Source organism: Photobacterium sp. TLY01, assembly GCF_021432065.1.
GTDB classification, from domain to species: Bacteria; Pseudomonadota; Gammaproteobacteria; order Enterobacterales; family Vibrionaceae; genus Photobacterium; species Photobacterium halotolerans_A.
This window is the reverse complement of sequence record NZ_CP090364.1, coordinates 3,225,452-3,241,680: the sequence shown is the minus strand read 5'-3', so window position 1 is coordinate 3,241,680 and position 16,229 is coordinate 3,225,452. Positions and strand designations below refer to the sequence as shown.

Here is a 16,229-nt window from a genome sequence, read left to right as displayed (position 1 = left end):
ATGGTTTGGAATCAGTCAATAAGATTAGGTGTTTTTAACACAGATTGCCCGCGAGTGTGAGCAATCTGTGTACGAAGTGGCAGGCGGCGGGGCGCGTCAGGCGATTTGGGCCCGCTTGCGGTTCTGGCGGTGTCCCTTGATGCCATCATAGCTGAACAGCACCAGCGCGACCCAGATGCAGGCGAACGTCAGGCTCTTGTCGGTACTGAATTCTTCACCATACACGGCGACGGCCAGCAGGAACATCAGGCTGGGGCCGATGTACTGGAAAAAGCCCAGCGTCGACAGTTTGAGCTTGGTGGCCGCGCCGGTAAAGCACAGCAAGGGTAAGGTGGTGACGATACCCGCCGCCATCAGCAGCAGATTGGTGTCCAGGCTGTTCAGCGTCCAGTCCGAGGTCGGGCTGCTGGCGAACAGCAACACATAGCTCAGCGCCAGTGGCAGCAGGATGCTGGTTTCCATGAACAGGCCGGTCTGGGCATCCAGATTGACCTTTTTGCGCAGCAGGCCGTAGACACCAAAACTGGCCGCCAGTACCAGCGCCACCCAGGGCAGGGAGCCGAAGTGGATTAACTGCACCAGCACGCCGCCGGCGGCCAGCGCAACCGCCAGCCATTGCAGCGGACGCAGGCGCTCGCCCAGAAACACCATGCCCAGCAGCACGTTCAGCAGCGGGTTGATGAAATAGCCCAGACTGGCATCCAGCATGTAGTTGCTGTTGACCGCCCAGATAAAGATCAGCCAGTTGCCCCCGATGATGATAGAGCTGGCCAGCAGCATCAGCAGGACTTTGGGTTGTTTGAGGACCTGACGGACTTTGCCCCAGCCCTTGCCAAGAAAGATTAATCCCGCCAGAAAAAAGAAAGACCAAAGAATGCGGTGGCTGAGGATTTCCAGAGGGCTGACGCTTTGCAGCATCTTGAAGTAAATCGGTGCAATGCCCCACATGGTGTAGGCGGCGATAGCCAGTATGACCCCGCGTTGGGTCGTTTTTGCTTGCTCGTCCATGCTATTCCAGTACGTTATGGTAAAGATTGAGAGGAAGGTATGGGCATTTTGCTAGATATGCCCGAACGGGCAGTATAATGCCAGCCTGAACTAATTGACCAGCGACTTCTTTCGCTGCTCAGGTTGCCTGTGGCTGGTGCTCCCATCCGGGATCTGAATGGTATAGAATAGCCGGCTGTGTCAATCAAGAGTGAAGTCATGTCCGCCTCAACCCCTGATCTCAGTCATGCCGTTTCATCCGCCAGCAGCGAGCAGATCCTGCAGCAGGTGTTTGGCTATCAGTCTTTCCGGCCCGGCCAGCAGGCAGTGATTGAGGCGGTGGCATCGGGCCGGGATTGCCTGGTGATTTTACCGACCGGGGGCGGCAAGTCGCTCTGTTATCAGATCCCCGCCCTGATGCGCGAAGGGCTGACGCTGGTGATCTCCCCGCTGATTTCACTGATGAAAGATCAGGTCGACCAGTTGCAGGCCAATGGTGTCGCAGCGGGTTGCCTCAATTCCACCATGTCAGCGGAGGCGATACAGGCCACCTGGCAGGGGATGGCAGACGGCTCGCTCAAGCTGGTGTACGTGTCGCCGGAACGGGTGCTGAGCCGGGATTTTATCGACCGCCTCAGTGGCTTGCCGGTTAGCCTGCTGGCTGTGGATGAAGCCCACTGTATTTCCCAGTGGGGGCACGATTTTCGGCCAGAGTATGCGTCTTTGGGGATGCTCAAGCAGCATTTTCCCGCCATGCCTGTGATTGCCCTGACTGCCACAGCCGACGACACCACCCGCCAGGACATCATGAGTCGCCTGGCCTTGAAAGATCCTTTTACCCACCTGGGTAGTTTTGACCGCCCCAATATTCGTTATACCCTGCAGGAAAAGTACAAGCCGATGGCGCAACTGGTGCGTTTTTTAGCCAGTGTGCGTGGCCAGAGCGGCATTATTTACTGTAACAGCCGCAAAAAAGTGGAACAGGTGGCCGAGAAGCTCACCGAGCAGGGAATACGTGCGGCGGCTTATCATGCCGGGCTGGAACACGACGAGCGGATCCGGGTGCAGGAAGGGTTCCAACGCGATGACATTCAGGTGGTCGCTGCCACGGTCGCCTTCGGGATGGGGATCAACAAACCCAATGTCCGCTTTGTGGTGCATTTTGATATTCCGCGTAATATCGAATCCTATTATCAGGAAACCGGCCGGGCCGGGCGTGATGGTTTGCCCGCCGAAGCCGTGATGTTTTATGACCCGGCGGATCTGGCCTGGCTTCGCCGCTGTCTGGATGAAAAAGAGGAAGGCCCGCAAAAGCAGGTCGAAAGCCATAAGCTTAATGCCATGGGGGCGTTTGCTGAAGCGCAGACCTGTCGCCGCCAGGTGCTGCTGCATTACTTTGGTGAGCACAGTGAGCACGCGTGCGGCAACTGCGATATCTGTATTGATCCACCGCAGCATTTTGAGGCACTGGAAATGGCGCAGAAGGCGCTGTCTTGTGTCTATCGGGTGAATCAGCGCTTTGGGGTGCACCATGTGGTCGATGTACTGCGCGGCCTGCAAAACGCCAAAGTCCGGGAGCAGGGCCATGACAAGCTCAGCACTTACGGCATTGGCCGCGAGCACAGCCATGAATTCTGGGTCAGTATTCTGCGCCAGCTGATCCACCGCGGTTTTCTGACTCAGAACATAGTGAACAGCTCTACCCTGCAGCTGACCGAAAAAGCGCGCGCTGTGCTGCGCGGGGAGATCAGCCTTCAGCTGGCGGTGCCGCGGATTGACAGCAGCGCGCGCAGCAATAGCCGTCAGGACAACCGGCTCAAACGTCAGTACGACAAGAAGCTGTTTTCCAAACTGCGGATGGTGCGGAAAGCCATTGCCGACGACGAGTCGCTGCCACCTTATGTGGTGTTCAATGATGCCAGTCTGATGGAAATGGCCGAGCGTTTACCGACTTCGGAAGGCGAATTGCTGGCGGTCAACGGGGTCGGGCAGCGGAAGCTGGAAAAATACGGTAAGGTCTTTTTATCCGTGATCGAAGAGCATTTGCTGGCCGCGGCTGAATATGAACCGGGCCGAGCCTGAGGCAAAAAAATACCGGACAATTCAGAATTATCCGGCAGAGAGTGTAGTAGAGACAAAACCAAGATTCTGCGTACTACAAAACAGCTTGCGTATTGGGGTGAGAATGCAATTCATCACCACAGTGTTACCCGGCTAGGCCTCCTGGCCGTCAAGGCAACAGGGGCGATCAGACCACGAATCCCTGTTCATTGCTATGCCTTGCTTATGCTTTGATACGTTAATACACACTTACTTACACCATCCCTGTCCGGCTGGACCGGAAACTGAAAGGACACATGATGACTGCTGCGTCTGAAACCCATTTTGGCGTTCGCGAGCTCGACAACGAGCAGGGTTGTCTGCATCTGCAGACCCCGGATTTTGATTACGACAGCTTTGCCGATGTCGCGCAGGCACTGGTCACTGTGCTCGGAGCGAGTGTGGTGGAAAAAGAGGCCAATGCCGATCTACATATCTGGCTGATCGATTTCGAAGGCTGTCGGATGATGCTGAAAGGTGAGCATTACAGTGCGGCAATGTGGCTGGAATTACTGAGCCGGGATGACAGCGATACCCTGGCCTTTCTGGCAAGCTGGCTCAATAAGTTGACTCAGTAATCAAATTTTACATGCAAACGTTTGCCATCCCCTGTGGTGTCTTGGCAGTCGGATTGGTTACTGTATAATCAGCGCCTTTGGTGACAGCGCTGTACATAAAATGTGCTGTTTGTGTGTTTGGGTTCCCTCGCCCCCATTTGACAAAAAGGTCTGTTGATGACGACTGCTTCTTTTTCGCCGGCCCAGCAGCGCCAGGCTCTGTGGATTCTGGTTTTGTTCCATCTGGTGATCATTGCCTCCAGCAATTATCTGGTTCAGATCCCCTTTACTCTGTTTGGTGTCCATACGACCTGGGGCGCTTTTACTTTTCCGTTTATTTTTCTGGCCACCGATCTGACGGTTCGGATCTACGGTGCCAGTATGGCGCGTCAGATCATTACCCGGGTCATGCTGCCGGCCCTGGCGGTATCTTATCTCCTCTCTGTGGTGTTCTATCAGGGCGCTTTTCAGGGACTCGCGCCGTTGGGTGAATTCAACCTCTTTGTGGCCCGGATCGCGATTGCCAGCTTCATGGCCTATCTGCTGGGACAGATTCTGGATGTGTCTGTGTTTAACCGCCTGCGTCAGTGCAAGCAGTGGTGGATAGCCCCGACCTGCTCGACGGTATTCGGTAATGCCATTGATACCATTGCTTTTTTTGCCATCGCCTTTTATCAGAGCCCGGATGCCTTTATGGCCGAACACTGGGTAGAAATTGCCCTGGTGGATTATGGCGTGAAGCTGATTATCAGCCTGGGTTTGTTTGTGCCCATGTACGGCGTACTGCTCAATTATCTGGTGAAACGTCTGACCCGTCTGCGGCCTCAGCTTGAGCCCTCGCAGGGGGTGTCATAAACTCAAAGCCGGCAAGCGCCGGCTTTTTTGTGGGCCGAAACTGAGTGTGGGAGCTGTGATGAACATACGAGAAGCCAGTCTGGCTGAGGCGGCCAGCGTGCTGGCCAGAATTGAAGAATTTGATCACCCTGAGACAGAGCACAGTCTGGCCACCCGGGTGCGCGGGCGTTGTCCCTTGATCCTGGTGGCGGAAAAAGAGGGCGAACTGATAGGCGTGAAAATTGGCTACAGCCTGTCGGAAACCTGTTATTACAGCTGGCTGGGTGGCGTGGTGGCCGAAGGGCGTCACAATGGAGTGGCTCAGGCGTTGATGCACACTCAGGAAGCCTGGGTCAAAGCGCAGGGCTATCTGGAGCTGAGAGTCAAATCCCGTAACCGTTACCCTTCGATGCTGAGACTGTTACTGAGAAACGGTTATCAGATAGAGCATATGGAGAAGAAAGACGGCATCGAAGATTACCGTCTCCATTTCGTGAAAAGCTGGGATAAATAAAGTAAATGAAAATTATTCGCAAATAGTGCTTGAACAATAAGTGAGAATGGTTATTATTAACTTGCTTTCAGCGAGAAACGAACAGCAAGGCGTTTCTGGTCTGATGGCACGACATTGCTCACATTGCTTCCAGTGTACTTTAGCGAAGGCAGGTATTGAGTGTAGGGCTGAATATGCTGTCGACTTTGCTTAGCAGCGGTGCTTGTTTTCAAGCACCGCTTTTTCTTATTGCGCTGCCGGCGGAAGAGGCGGGCGAGAGAAGGCATTGAATTTACAAATGAATGAAAATTATTATCAATCAGTGCTTGCAAAGTTAATGAGAATGGTTATTATTAACTTGCACTCAGCGGGAAGTAAGCAGTAACAGTTTCCCTATGAAGGCACGACATTGCTCACATTGCTTCCAGTAATACAGCTTGGTCAGGTTTTTGGTGTAGGGCTAAAGACAATGATCACTTCTGCTGAGCGGCGCTTGTATCAAGCGCCGCTTTTTCTTTTTCAGGCCATCTTGACCAGTTGCTGCACCAGCTTGTTGATCCCGCTGGCCGCTTCTGAGATTGAGCCTGCCAGCATGTAAGCCGGCGTGCTTAACAGACAGCGTTCCTGATCCAGCACAAACTCATCGACCGGGCAGTCAATATGATCGCCGCCCATGGTGCGAAATGCACTGGCCACCTCTTTCTCATGTCCTATCGTGCCTTTTGCGCCCTTGCCATAAATCTGGGGGATCAAGACCGGTGCAATGCACAGATAAGCCGCCGGTTTCTGCGCCCGGGCAAATTCCTGGCAGGCACGTTTAACCTCGGGGTGAATTTTGCAGGATGCGCCTTTGAAGGCGAAGTCTGACAGGTTTTTGGCCGCACCAAAGCCCCCCGGCAGCAGCAGAGCATCGAAGTCACGTGCGCTGAGTTCAGCCACATCCTGGATCTGGCCCCGGGCAATGCGTGCGGCTTCGATCAGTACATTACGGGTTTCATCCATGGGCTCGCCGGTCATGTGGTTAATGACATGGTGCTGATCCACGTTCGGGGCAAAACAGTGCCAGCTGGCACCTGCCTGTTCGATGGCGTACAGCGCCAGCACGGCTTCGTGGATCTCACTGCCGTCAAAGACACCGGAACCGCTTAATATCACTGCAACCTTTTTCATCTTGGCCTCCTTTTTGTTCAACCTTGGGGAATTTGGCATCGCTTTGACCGATTACACCGCCATCTGATAACTTTTTCCACACATGATGATCTTCACAGGATCAAGGGGTATTTTTGGTTATATGATTTAAGTTGATGATTTTTATTTAATTTAAATCATCGATCTTAGGTTGTTCCACAAAAGATCATCAGGCTTATTCCAAAAACTCACAAACTTATCCACAGATCATGTCTTCCTGGAACGGAAAAACTTCTGTTAACACTCGGCACTTCTCATGGCATCCTAAGACCCTGATCCTTTTATCTTCCAGATACAGACAATCCATTATGGCAACTATTCCAGAAAATCCACTGATCCTGATCGATGGTTCCTCGTATCTTTATCGTGCCTATCACGCCTCACCCAATTTCACTAACTCAGATGGTGAACCAACCGGGGCTGTGTATGGCGTGGTTAATATGTTGCGCAGCATGCTGCGTCAATTTGCGACGGAACATATTGCTGTTGTCTTTGATGCCAAAGGCAAGACTTTCCGTGATGAGCTCTATCCCGAGTATAAAGCGCATCGCCCGCCGATGCCGGATGATTTGCGTGCTCAGATTGAGCCGTTGCACGCCATTATCAAAGCCATGGGCCTGCCGCTGATTTGCGAGCCCGGGGTCGAGGCGGATGATGTCATCGGCACCCTGGCGCGTCAGGCCTCCCAGGCCGGGATGCCTGTGCTGATCAGTACCGGTGATAAAGACATGGCGCAGCTTGTGGATGAGAACATTACCCTGATCAACACCATGACGGGTGTGGTGATGGATCCGGACGGGGTACGGGAGAAGTTCGGGATTGGTCCGGAGCTGATCATTGATTATCTGGCCCTGATGGGAGACAAGGTCGACAACATTCCCGGGGTGCCTGGCGTGGGTGACAAGACAGCAACGGCCTTGCTGACCGGGATTGGTGGCCTGAAAGATCTGTATGACAATCTGGATGCGATTGCGGCGCTGGGTTTTCGTGGCTCGAAAACCATGGCCAAGAAACTGGAAGAAAACCGCGAAGCGGCAATGATGTCCTATGAGCTGGCGACCATCAAGCTGGATGTCGCACTTGAATTCGGTCCGCAGGAGCTGCAAAAAGGCACTCCGGATATCGATGAGCTGACCCGGCTGTTCGGCAAGCTGCAATTTCGTCGCTGGCTGGCAGAAATGCTCGACGGCAGCGATGGCCGCATTGTCGCGGATGGTGCCGCCACCATTGCTGGCCAGGACAGTGAGCCGGTGAAATCGTCAGCACCGGCCCCTGTGATTGACCGCAGCGGCTATGAAGTGGTGCTGGACGAAGCCCGTTTTGGCGAGTGGCTGGAGATACTCAAACAGTCGGATGTTTTTGCCTTTGATACCGAAACCGACAACCTGGACTACATGGTCGCCAATCTGGTCGGGCTGTCTTTTGCGGCCGAAGAAGGCAAAGCGGCTTATGTGCCCGTGGCTCATGACTATCTGGATGCGCCCTCGCAGCTGGATCGCGACTGGGTGATCGCTCAGCTGAAACCTTTGCTGGAGGACCCGGCGCAGGCCAAAGTGGGCCAGAACCTCAAATATGACGCCAGTGTTCTGGCGCGCTATGGGGTGACCATGCAGGGCATCCGCTTCGATACCATGCTGGAGTCTTACGTGTACAACAGTGTGGTCGGACGCCATGATATGGACAGTCTGTCGCTGCGTTATCTGGAACACAAAACCATCAGTTTCGAAGATATTGCCGGCAAAGGGAAGAAACAGCTGACCTTTAACCAGATCGATCTGGAACAGGCTGGCCCTTATGCAGCGGAAGATGCGGATATCACCCTGCGTCTGCATAACCTGCTGATCGGCAAGCTGAACGCGGATCCTAAACTGAAAAGCGTGCTGGAAGATATCGAAATGCCGCTGGTGCCTGTCCTGTCTCGCATGGAGCGCACGGGTGTGCTGCTCGATGCGGCGAAGCTGACTGCGCAGTCGCAGGAAATTGCGGTGCGGTTAGATGAGATCCAGGCGCAAGCATACGAAGTGGCCGGAGAGGAGTTTAATCTCAGCTCGCCTAAACAGCTGCAAGCGATCCTGTTTGAGAAAATGGGGCTGCCTGTGGTTAAGAAAACCCCTTCCGGTACCCCATCAACCAATGAAGAAGTGTTGCAGGAACTGGCGCTGGACTACCCGCTGCCCAAGCTGCTGCTGGAGCACCGCGGGCTGGCGAAACTCAAATCGACTTATACCGACAAGCTGCCGCGCATGATCAACCCGGCCACCAAACGGGTGCATACCTCATATCATCAGGCGGTCGCGGCCACGGGGCGTCTGTCGTCGACCGATCCAAACCTGCAGAACATTCCGATTCGTAACGAACAAGGGCGCCGGATCCGTCAGGCCTTTATCGCACCGGCAGGTTACAAGATTCTGGCGGTCGATTATTCTCAGATTGAACTGAGGATCATGGCTCATCTGTCCGGCGACAAAGCACTGCTTGATGCTTTCCGTCACGGCAAAGATATTCATGCTGCGACCGCGGCTGAGATCCTCGGTTTGCCGATCGAAGAAGTCACCAGCGAACAGCGCCGTCGTGCCAAAGCCATTAACTTTGGTTTGATTTATGGCATGAGTGCCTTTGGTCTGGCAAAACAGCTGGGTATGGGACGCAATGAGGCACAGGAGTACATGAATGTGTACTTCGAGCGTTACCCGGGCGTGCTGGAATACATGGAAAGCACCCGCACTCAGGCCAGCGAGCAAGGGTATGTTGAAACCCTGTTTGGCCGCCGCCTCTATCTGCCGGATATTCAATCGCGCAACGCCATTCGCCGTAAAGCGGCAGAGCGGGCGGCGATCAACGCCCCGATGCAGGGCACGGCGGCGGATATTATCAAACGTGCTATGGTAGCCGTCGATCACTGGATCCAGACACAAAACAGCGACCGTGTCCGTCTGTTGATGCAGGTACACGATGAACTGGTGTTTGAAGTGAAAGAATCTGAGCTGGAGAGCGTCGCAAAATCAGTGTGCGAGCTGATGGAGGCTGCAGCTGAGCTGGATGTACCATTGATCGCGGATGCAGGCAGCGGTGACAACTGGGATCAGGCGCATTAATCCGTCCCAGCCGGCACCGCCAAACATGTAATAAAATCGTCAAAAACCGGCCCGCAGGCCGGTTTTTTTCAATCTGAATCAGGGTTTATCAAAATTTTGTATAATTTAATTACGTCTTATGTGAAAAAAAACTACGAAAAGGGCTTTTTTTCTCTGCATACTTGATATACAGTTAGCGGCGTAGGGTACAGAGGTAAGATGTTCTATCTTTCAGACCTTTTGTTTCACGTTATTGGATTTGGCTTTTTTTAGCCGCCCTGGTCATTTGACCAGGGCGTTTTTATTTGTGGCCAGCCAAATGATTTTCCGCTCTTATCTTCCAACGATTGTTCACTGCCTTCCGCACAGACTCTTCCCTTTACGGGTACTGTTTGCTGATAGTCTGCTCACCTTAGCCGGAAATTGCGGAGAATCTGATGACTGAACCCCGCGTAATCCGGGTTGTGGTTTTGCATCAGGAAGCGTCCGAGAGATAAAAATTAGAGTAATTACTTTAATTCTGTCAATGAGGCGATTATAATGACGTCTGCTTCTTGTTCATATTTGTCGGGCTGCGCGAATACTTCGCCAATCGACCTATCCATGATCCGGCCATCCGCTTTTGGGTGGCTTTTTTTTGTCATTTTGCCATCTTTTTGTAATAAAATTCCAAATTGATTGGTTCAGGTTAGCCAAGAAAGACTTAATTTGCAGAATGAAACAATTAGCTGGGTTTTTGCCGTGAGTCGGGCAAAAGTGGATGTTATGTCTGAGGGGAGCTATGAAAAATCAGGAATCAGAGGGGAAAAAATGCCCAGATTTCGTATAAAAAACTTGCGTTGGCTGGTTAAATCATTAATCCTTTCTGAACAAATATAAAAACCTCCTATTTCTCTCCCGTTGCCCCATCGTTCCGGTGGGGACATTTTTATCTGGCGTTCGTCAACGGTCTGATTGGTACGAAAGTAAGAAAAACGGCGGGTTGATGCCTGATCGGGCGATCAGGCATATGGACGAATCTTATTCTGCGTCCGGTGCAATACCGTCCTGTTCAGTATGTTCTGCTTCCAGCAACGCCTGCTGACGGGCCAGTTCCGGGGCAAACCAGATATCGAGTTTGCGGCGGACCTGATCAACGCCGATGCCTTTGAGCGCGGAAAAATTCTCGACTTCCACATCGCCCCCGAAGGCCAGTGCGGCTTCGCGAATTTTCAGCAGCTGGGCTTTACGGGCACCGCTTTTGAGTTTGTCGGCTTTGGTCAGTAAGACCAGCACCGGCAGTTGGCTTTCCACCGCCCAGTAAATCATTTGCTGGTCGAGATCTTTCATCGGGTGGCGGATATCCATTAAGACCACCAGTCCCTGCAGGCATTCGCGTTTTTGCAGGTATTCACCTAAGGCTGCCTGCCATTTCTTTTTCATCTCAAGCGGCACCTGAGCGTAGCCATAGCCCGGCAGGTCAATCAGGTTACAGCCGGTTCTGACTTCAAACATGTTGATTAACTGGGTTCGGCCCGGCGTTTTTGAGGTTCGTGCCAGACTTTTCTGATCCGTCAGACGATTTAAAGCACTTGATTTACCGGCATTTGATCGGCCAGCAAATGCAATCTCAACACCTTTGTCCAAAGGGAGGTGGCGGATATCCGGAGCACTGGTAATAAAATGGGTTTGTCTGTAGTTGAGAGGGGAATTCACTGTTAACTCCGTCAAGTCTTCTGGTCGTTGACTAATTACTTTTATGCGAAAGTGTGTAAAATATACCACTAACCCTGCTTGGTTAGTGGTGCATTGTATACCATGTTGCTAAGCAATACTTGTGGTACTGGAAGCTCAATAATTATAAACGGAATGTCATGAAGAAATTAGCATTGATATTTACACTTCTTGCCAGTTGCACAAGCTGGGCCCAGGGAGATGTTGAAGCTGGAAAAGCAAAAGCAGCGACATGTGCAGCATGCCATGGCGCTGATGGTAAAGGTATCACAGGACAATACCCCAACCTTGCGGGTCAGCACCCACGTTATCTGGAGAAACAGCTGAAGGAATTCAAGCTGGCGATGACGACAGGTGGTGAACAAGGGCGTAATGATCCTGTGATGGGCGGCATGGCGATGCCTTTGTCTGAACAAGACATGGCGGATCTGGCGGCTTACTTCAGTTCCCTGCCTGCGATTGAAGGCACGACCCCTGAGAGCTCGATCGAAATCGGTCAGCAGCTCTACCGTGTGGGTGATGCCGAACGTGGCATTGCGGCCTGTACGGCGTGCCACGGTCCGCGGGGTAATGGCACCAGCCTGTCTGGTTTCCCGGATATTTCCGGGCAGCCTGCGGAATACATCAAGAAACAGTTGACTATGTTCCGTGAAGGCCAGCGCAGCAACGACATGAACGCGATGATGCGTTCAGTGGCAGCGAAACTGAGTGATAAGGAAATCGACGCCTTGTCACAGTATGTTGGCGGTCTTCACTGATCACCCACTCAGTATCGCAAGCATCGCAGTGTAATCAAGGCAGCTCAGGCTGCCTTTTTTACTGCCCGGGATTCACCGCGCTCTCCGTTTCTCAATCGGCGCAGGTCTGCTATCATACGCGGCTTAATTTTGACCACGCCGGAATGCCGGGCCCAAGGAGATGCTGATGACGGCTTGTACCTTATGCGACAGCGCAGCCACTCAGGCTTATCATCAAGATAAGCAGCGGGCCTATTTTCAATGCCGGGCCTGCAGCCTGGTGTTTGCGGATCCGGCTTCGCATTTGACACCGGAGCAGGAAAAAGCGGTCTACGATCAGCATGAAAACCATGTTGAGGATGAAGGGTATCGCCGTTTCCTCAGCCGGCTGGCCGCACTGCTGAGCGTGCGTTTGCCGCCAGGACCGCTGGCTGGGCTGGATTTCGGCTGCGGCCCCGGCCCTGCGCTGGCAAGCATGTTTCGTGAGCAGGGGCATCAGGTCGCTGTGTATGATCCGTATTTTGCTCCGGATACCGGTGTACTGGCCTCTCAGTATGACTTTGTCACCTGTACCGAGGCGATTGAACACTTTTATACCCCGGCCCGTGAATGGCAGTTGCTGCTGTCATTGGTCAAGCCGGGTGGCTGGCTGGGACTGATGACGAAGCTGGCAACCGATGCAGAGGCATTCAGCCGCTGGCATTACAAGAATGATCCCACCCACGTCAGCTTTTTCAGCCGGGAAACGTTCCGTTATCTGGCACAACGAGATGGACTGACGGTGGAATTTATTGGTAACGATGTAATTATGCTGAGGAAAAATCAGTCATGACCCGTAAGAAAAGAGGCCGTAAACCTGGCTCTGAAGGCCCGGCGCAGTTCGTAGAAAAGAGTGTCAGCCAGCAAGATCTGGATGGCCGTGCCCGTCAGAAAGCCCGTAAGCGTAAAGGTTTGAAAGCGGGCAGCCGTCACTCAGACGCGGATGCTCAGAGTGCGCAGCGTCAGGGGCAGGCGAAAGATCCACGCCACGGCAGCAAAAAGCCGGTGCCACTGATTGTCGAACCGAAACCAAGCAAGCAGGCGCGCCGTATGAGTGCTGAGCAGGAACTGGCGATGCTGGAGAACGATCCGCAATTGATGGCCCTGTTGGACCGTCTGGATGCCGGTGAAAAACTCGGTGCAGGTCTGCAGAAGCAAGTCGACCAGAAACTGGATCGCATTGAGCAGTTGATGAAACAACTGGGTCTGTACGACGAAGATCAGGATGAGGCAGACGATCAAATCGCCACCGGGGATGCCCGCAGCGAAGAGGATCTGCTTGATGACTTTGAAAATACCCGTTGGGACGATTTCAATAAGGAGTAAGCCTTGCAGGATCTGAAACTCTGGCTGTTTGTGGCAGGAAGCCTGATTGTGGTGGCACTGGCGGCCTATGCCGGTTATTTGCTTTATCAGCTGTATCAACAAAAACAGCGCCACCAAGCGTTTATTGCCCGTGCCGAGCAGCAACAGGCTGAGGCGATTGCGCAGCGCAATCGCAATATTCTGCAGAGTGTCTATATCATTGCTGAAGCCGGACGGCAGGAGCAGTGTGACATGTCGGAGATTGCGATTCGCCTCTACAAACTGATGACAGTGTTGCAGGCCGATCGCAGTGTCAACTTTTCCGCCCAGTATCCGGCTTTGTTTGAGCTGTATAAAGTGGTGGAAGAGATGCCGCGCGGCGATGAGCGTAAAGCCCTGGCCAAGCAGGACCGCATGAAAGACGATCTGCTGCGCATGAAAGCCGAATCGCGGCTGTTTGATGCGATACAGTCGGAATTGGCTCAGATCCTGGCGCAAAAGGCGACTTAACCCACTGCAATGATCAGCCCGGTTGCTCAAACCGGGCTTTTTTTTGTGAGGGCGAGATATTGCGATCCGATTTGTGATCGATCAAGAAATGTCGGCTGAGGCCATGTTAGTGTATCCGATTGACCTGAAGTCCGTCTGTGAGGAAAGCTGCCATGACACAGCCCGCTATGATTTGGGACCAGACCCTGATCGAAAAATACAACTATTCTGGCCCCCGCTATACCTCTTATCCGACGGCGCTGGAATTTCAGCCCGACTTTACCACCATGGACTTTACCGCTGCCTGTCAGCGCTATCCGGATCGCCGTTTATCGCTCTATATCCACATTCCATTCTGTCATACCCTTTGTTATTACTGTGGCTGTAATAAGGTCATTACCCGGCATGCGCATAAGGCCGACATTTATCTGGCGGCCCTGGACATTGAGATTCGCCAGCGTGCAGCGCTGATGCGCGGCCGGGCAGTCAGCCAGCTGCATCTGGGTGGCGGGACGCCCACGTTTTTGACCAAGGCGCAAATCACCCGTCTGATGGCTCAGCTGCGCGCCTCCTTTACCCTGCTGCCGGATGCAGAAATTAGTATCGAAGTCGACCCGCGTCGGATGGAATTGGATGTCCTGGATCATTTACGGGAGGAAGGGTTTAACCGCCTCAGTATCGGGGTGCAGGATTTTGATAAAGAGGTTCAGCAGCTGGTCAACCGCAAGCAGGACAGGGATTTTATTGAAGCCTTGGTCCATCGTGCCCGCGAGCTGGGGTTTCGCTCGACCAATCTGGATCTGATCTACGGCTTGCCGAAACAGAACAATGCCCGTTTCGTGAACACGCTGGAGCAGGTGCTGGCGATGAAGCCGGGGCGTTTGTCTGTGTTTAACTATGCCCACATGCCGTCCCTGTTTGCCGCCCAGCGAAAAATTAAAGATGCGGATTTACCGTCGCCGTCTGAAAAACTGGCGATGCTGCACAGCACCATTGAGACCCTGACTGCTGCCGGTTATCAGTTTATCGGCATGGACCACTTCGCCCTGCCGGAGGATGAACTGGCCGTGGCCCAGCGCGAAGGCAAGCTGCACCGCAATTTTCAGGGCTACACCACCCAGGGCGATTGCGATCTGCTGGGACTGGGAGTGTCTGCCATTTCGATGATCGGCGACAGCTATGGCCAGAACCAGAAAGAGCTCAAGGCTTATTATGCCGACATTGAATCGCAGCAGCATGCCCTGTGGAAAGGGGTAAACCTGACCGCGGATGATCTGCTGCGCCGCGAAGTGATTAAAACCTTGATTTGCCAGTTTGAATTGTCGATCACGGAAATTGAGCAGCGCTATGACATCGGGTTTGCCGACTATTTTGCCGAAGACCTGGCATTGCTGCAGACCTTTATTGATGATGGTCTGGTATGTGTGACAGCGGAGCGGATTGAAGTGGCTGCCAAAGGCCGATTGCTGATCCGCAATATCTGCATGTGTTTTGATGCCTATCTGCGTCAGCGTGCCCGTCAGCAGCAGTTTTCGCGGGTGATCTGACCCTTGCGCTGACTCACGAGCCAGAAAAAAAGCCCCGCTTGCGATGACAAGCGGGGCTTTTTGTGGCGCAGGTGATAGCGGAATTAACGTTTGGCCGCCATCTCACGCAGGGCGTTCTTCTCGCTGTCAGACAGGAACGCCAGCTCCAGGCCATTGATTTGCGCCTGACGGATTTGCTCCGGGGTCAGACCTGCTTTCGGCGCAGCCACTTCGTACTCGTACGGCAGCTCAATGCCTTCCACGGCCGGGTCATCGGTATTCAGACAGGCCAGAATACCGTGATCGAGAAACTGCTTGAGCGGGTGTCCAGCCAGACTGGCCACTGTGCTGGTCTGGATATTTGAGGTCAGGCAGGATTCAATCCCGATCTTGTGCTCAGCCAGGTAATCCATCAGACGTGCATCCTCCACCGCTTTGACGCCGTGGCCGATACGTACTGCGCCCAGCTCCTGAATCGCCTGCCACATACTTTCCGGGCCAGCGGCTTCACCGGCATGCACTGTGACCTGAAGACCAGCATCGCGCACCTGCTTGAAATGACCGACGAACTGATCACCCGGCTGGCCCAGCTCATCGCCGGCCAGATCAACGGCAACCAGGTGGTCTTTCTGGCTCAGCAGGGCGTCCAGCTCCTGCTGGCAGGCCTGGGTGCCGAAAGTCCGGCTCATGATACCGATCAGGTTGGCTTTGATGCCGAAATCGCGACAACCGGCACGCACGCCGTCCACCACGGCTTCGACCACACCGGCAACGGGCAGATTGTGCTTCATCGCCATGTAATAGGGTGAAAAGCGCAGCTCGGCGTAGTCGATCCGGGCGTTGAGGGCATCTTCGACATTCTCGTAAGCTACCCGGCGGCAGGCCTCCAGATCGCCCAGTACCGCGACCCCCCAGTCCAGCTTGGACAGGAAAGCGACCAGGCTGGGTTCGGCCTCAACGATCTGAACATGCGGACGCAGCGATTCAAGGTCGTTGGCAGGCAGCGCCATCCCAAACTGCTGGCCCAACTCAAGAATGGTCTGAATGCGGATGTTACCGTCCAGATGACGGTGCAAATCGGTTAATGGCAGGTGTTTGCTTATCATGATCTTGGTATCCCGGAAAAACTGTAGCCTCAGTATAAGCAAATCTATGAAGACAATCATTACAGTCAGGGCGAGGATCTG

14 protein-coding genes are annotated in these 16,229 nt (G+C 53.5%); 10 read left to right on the top strand and 4 right to left on the bottom strand.

Annotated elements, in window-relative coordinates; translation table 11 throughout:
• Nucleotides 1-96: 96 nt before the first annotated feature.
• Nucleotides 97-1,008, bottom strand: coding sequence for an EamA family transporter RarD (gene rarD / locus LN341_RS15040; RefSeq protein WP_234203720.1), 912 nt, complete (start codon nt 1,006-1,008; stop codon nt 97-99).
• A 198-nt stretch (nt 1,009-1,206) separates the two neighbouring features.
• Between rarD and recQ the strand changes: the two genes are divergently transcribed.
• The 4 genes from recQ to LN341_RS15020 all read left to right on the top strand — a co-directional run bounded on the left by recQ (nt 1,207) and on the right by LN341_RS15020 (nt 4,992).
• The gene (gene recQ, locus LN341_RS15035; protein WP_046221847.1) at nt 1,207-3,069 is read left to right on the top strand and encodes an ATP-dependent DNA helicase RecQ; all 1,863 of its coding nucleotides are present in this window, start codon (nt 1,207-1,209) and stop codon (nt 3,067-3,069) included.
• Between the two features lie 275 nt (nt 3,070-3,344).
• The gene (locus tag LN341_RS15030) at nt 3,345-3,665 is read left to right on the top strand and encodes a DUF3630 family protein (protein ID WP_370643664.1); all 321 of its coding nucleotides are present in this window, start codon (nt 3,345-3,347) and stop codon (nt 3,663-3,665) included.
• Nucleotides 3,666-3,821: 156 nt separating this feature from the next.
• The gene (locus LN341_RS15025) at nt 3,822-4,499 is read left to right on the top strand and encodes a 7-cyano-7-deazaguanine/7-aminomethyl-7-deazaguanine transporter (RefSeq protein WP_234203719.1); all 678 of its coding nucleotides are present in this window, start codon (nt 3,822-3,824) and stop codon (nt 4,497-4,499) included.
• Nucleotides 4,500-4,557: 58 nt separating this feature from the next.
• Nucleotides 4,558-4,992, top strand: coding sequence for a GNAT family N-acetyltransferase (locus LN341_RS15020; protein WP_046221850.1), 435 nt, complete (start codon nt 4,558-4,560; stop codon nt 4,990-4,992).
• Between the two features lie 498 nt (nt 4,993-5,490).
• Here LN341_RS15020 and elbB read toward each other — a convergent pair whose 3' ends face one another.
• Nucleotides 5,491-6,141, bottom strand: a complete 651-nt coding sequence (gene elbB, locus LN341_RS15015; protein ID WP_046221851.1) for an isoprenoid biosynthesis glyoxalase ElbB — start codon at nt 6,139-6,141, stop codon at nt 5,491-5,493.
• A gap of 326 nt (nt 6,142-6,467) precedes the next feature.
• Between elbB and polA the strand changes: the two genes are divergently transcribed.
• On the top strand, nt 6,468-9,254 hold the full coding sequence (gene polA / locus LN341_RS15010) for a DNA polymerase I (RefSeq protein WP_234203718.1): 2,787 nt from the start codon (nt 6,468-6,470) through the stop codon (nt 9,252-9,254).
• Between the two features lie 999 nt (nt 9,255-10,253).
• On the opposite strand, the gene yihA is transcribed toward polA, so the two are convergent.
• Entirely contained in the window at nt 10,254-10,928 is a 675-nt protein-coding gene (yihA, locus tag LN341_RS15005) for a ribosome biogenesis GTP-binding protein YihA/YsxC (RefSeq protein ID WP_234203717.1), read from the bottom strand.
• A gap of 158 nt (nt 10,929-11,086) precedes the next feature.
• Here yihA and LN341_RS15000 point away from each other — a divergent pair, with 158 nt between their 5' ends.
• The 5 genes from LN341_RS15000 to hemN all read left to right on the top strand — a co-directional run bounded on the left by LN341_RS15000 (nt 11,087) and on the right by hemN (nt 15,063).
• Nucleotides 11,087-11,704 carry a cytochrome c gene (locus LN341_RS15000; RefSeq protein ID WP_046221854.1) on the top strand — a complete coding sequence of 206 codons (618 nt, stop codon included), beginning with the start codon at nt 11,087-11,089 and terminating at the stop codon, nt 11,702-11,704.
• 166 nt (nt 11,705-11,870) lie between these two features.
• Nucleotides 11,871-12,515 (top strand): class I SAM-dependent methyltransferase, encoded by a 645-nt coding sequence (locus LN341_RS14995; protein ID WP_234203716.1) that lies wholly within the window; start codon nt 11,871-11,873, stop codon nt 12,513-12,515.
• The gene (gene yihI / locus LN341_RS14990; RefSeq protein ID WP_046221856.1) at nt 12,512-13,048 is read left to right on the top strand and encodes a Der GTPase-activating protein YihI; all 537 of its coding nucleotides are present in this window, start codon (nt 12,512-12,514) and stop codon (nt 13,046-13,048) included. Before LN341_RS14995 ends, yihI begins: the two co-directional genes overlap by 4 nt.
• A 3-nt stretch (nt 13,049-13,051) precedes the next feature.
• The gene (locus LN341_RS14985) at nt 13,052-13,537 is read left to right on the top strand and encodes a DUF2489 domain-containing protein (RefSeq protein ID WP_046221857.1); all 486 of its coding nucleotides are present in this window, start codon (nt 13,052-13,054) and stop codon (nt 13,535-13,537) included.
• Between the two features lie 152 nt (nt 13,538-13,689).
• Nucleotides 13,690-15,063, top strand: a complete 1,374-nt coding sequence (gene hemN / locus LN341_RS14980) for an oxygen-independent coproporphyrinogen III oxidase (protein WP_234203715.1) — start codon at nt 13,690-13,692, stop codon at nt 15,061-15,063.
• A gap of 83 nt (nt 15,064-15,146) precedes the next feature.
• Here hemN and add read toward each other — a convergent pair whose 3' ends face one another.
• The gene (gene add / locus LN341_RS14975) at nt 15,147-16,148 is read right to left on the bottom strand and encodes an adenosine deaminase (protein ID WP_234203714.1); all 1,002 of its coding nucleotides are present in this window, start codon (nt 16,146-16,148) and stop codon (nt 15,147-15,149) included.
• Nucleotides 16,149-16,229: the final 81 nt, after the last annotated feature.

What these genes read in the sequence shown, in the direction of transcription:
- rarD (WP_234203720.1), bottom strand. Translation starts at nt 1,008, where the DNA reads ATGGACGAGCAAGCAAAAACGACCCAACGCGGGGTCATACTGGCTATC.
- recQ (WP_046221847.1), top strand. Translation starts at nt 1,207, where the DNA reads ATGTCCGCCTCAACCCCTGATCTCAGTCATGCCGTTTCATCCGCCAGC.
- LN341_RS15030 (WP_370643664.1), top strand. Translation starts at nt 3,345, where the DNA reads ATGATGACTGCTGCGTCTGAAACCCATTTTGGCGTTCGCGAGCTCGAC.
- LN341_RS15025 (WP_234203719.1), top strand. Translation starts at nt 3,822, where the DNA reads ATGACGACTGCTTCTTTTTCGCCGGCCCAGCAGCGCCAGGCTCTGTGG.
- LN341_RS15020 (WP_046221850.1), top strand. Translation starts at nt 4,558, where the DNA reads ATGAACATACGAGAAGCCAGTCTGGCTGAGGCGGCCAGCGTGCTGGCC.
- elbB (WP_046221851.1), bottom strand. Translation starts at nt 6,141, where the DNA reads ATGAAAAAGGTTGCAGTGATATTAAGCGGTTCCGGTGTCTTTGACGGC.
- polA (WP_234203718.1), top strand. Translation starts at nt 6,468, where the DNA reads ATGGCAACTATTCCAGAAAATCCACTGATCCTGATCGATGGTTCCTCG.
- LN341_RS15000 (WP_046221854.1), top strand. Translation starts at nt 11,087, where the DNA reads ATGAAGAAATTAGCATTGATATTTACACTTCTTGCCAGTTGCACAAGC.
- LN341_RS14995 (WP_234203716.1), top strand. Translation starts at nt 11,871, where the DNA reads ATGACGGCTTGTACCTTATGCGACAGCGCAGCCACTCAGGCTTATCAT.
- yihI (WP_046221856.1), top strand. Translation starts at nt 12,512, where the DNA reads ATGACCCGTAAGAAAAGAGGCCGTAAACCTGGCTCTGAAGGCCCGGCG.
- hemN (WP_234203715.1), top strand. Translation starts at nt 13,690, where the DNA reads ATGACACAGCCCGCTATGATTTGGGACCAGACCCTGATCGAAAAATAC.
- add (WP_234203714.1), bottom strand. Translation starts at nt 16,148, where the DNA reads ATGATAAGCAAACACCTGCCATTAACCGATTTGCACCGTCATCTGGAC.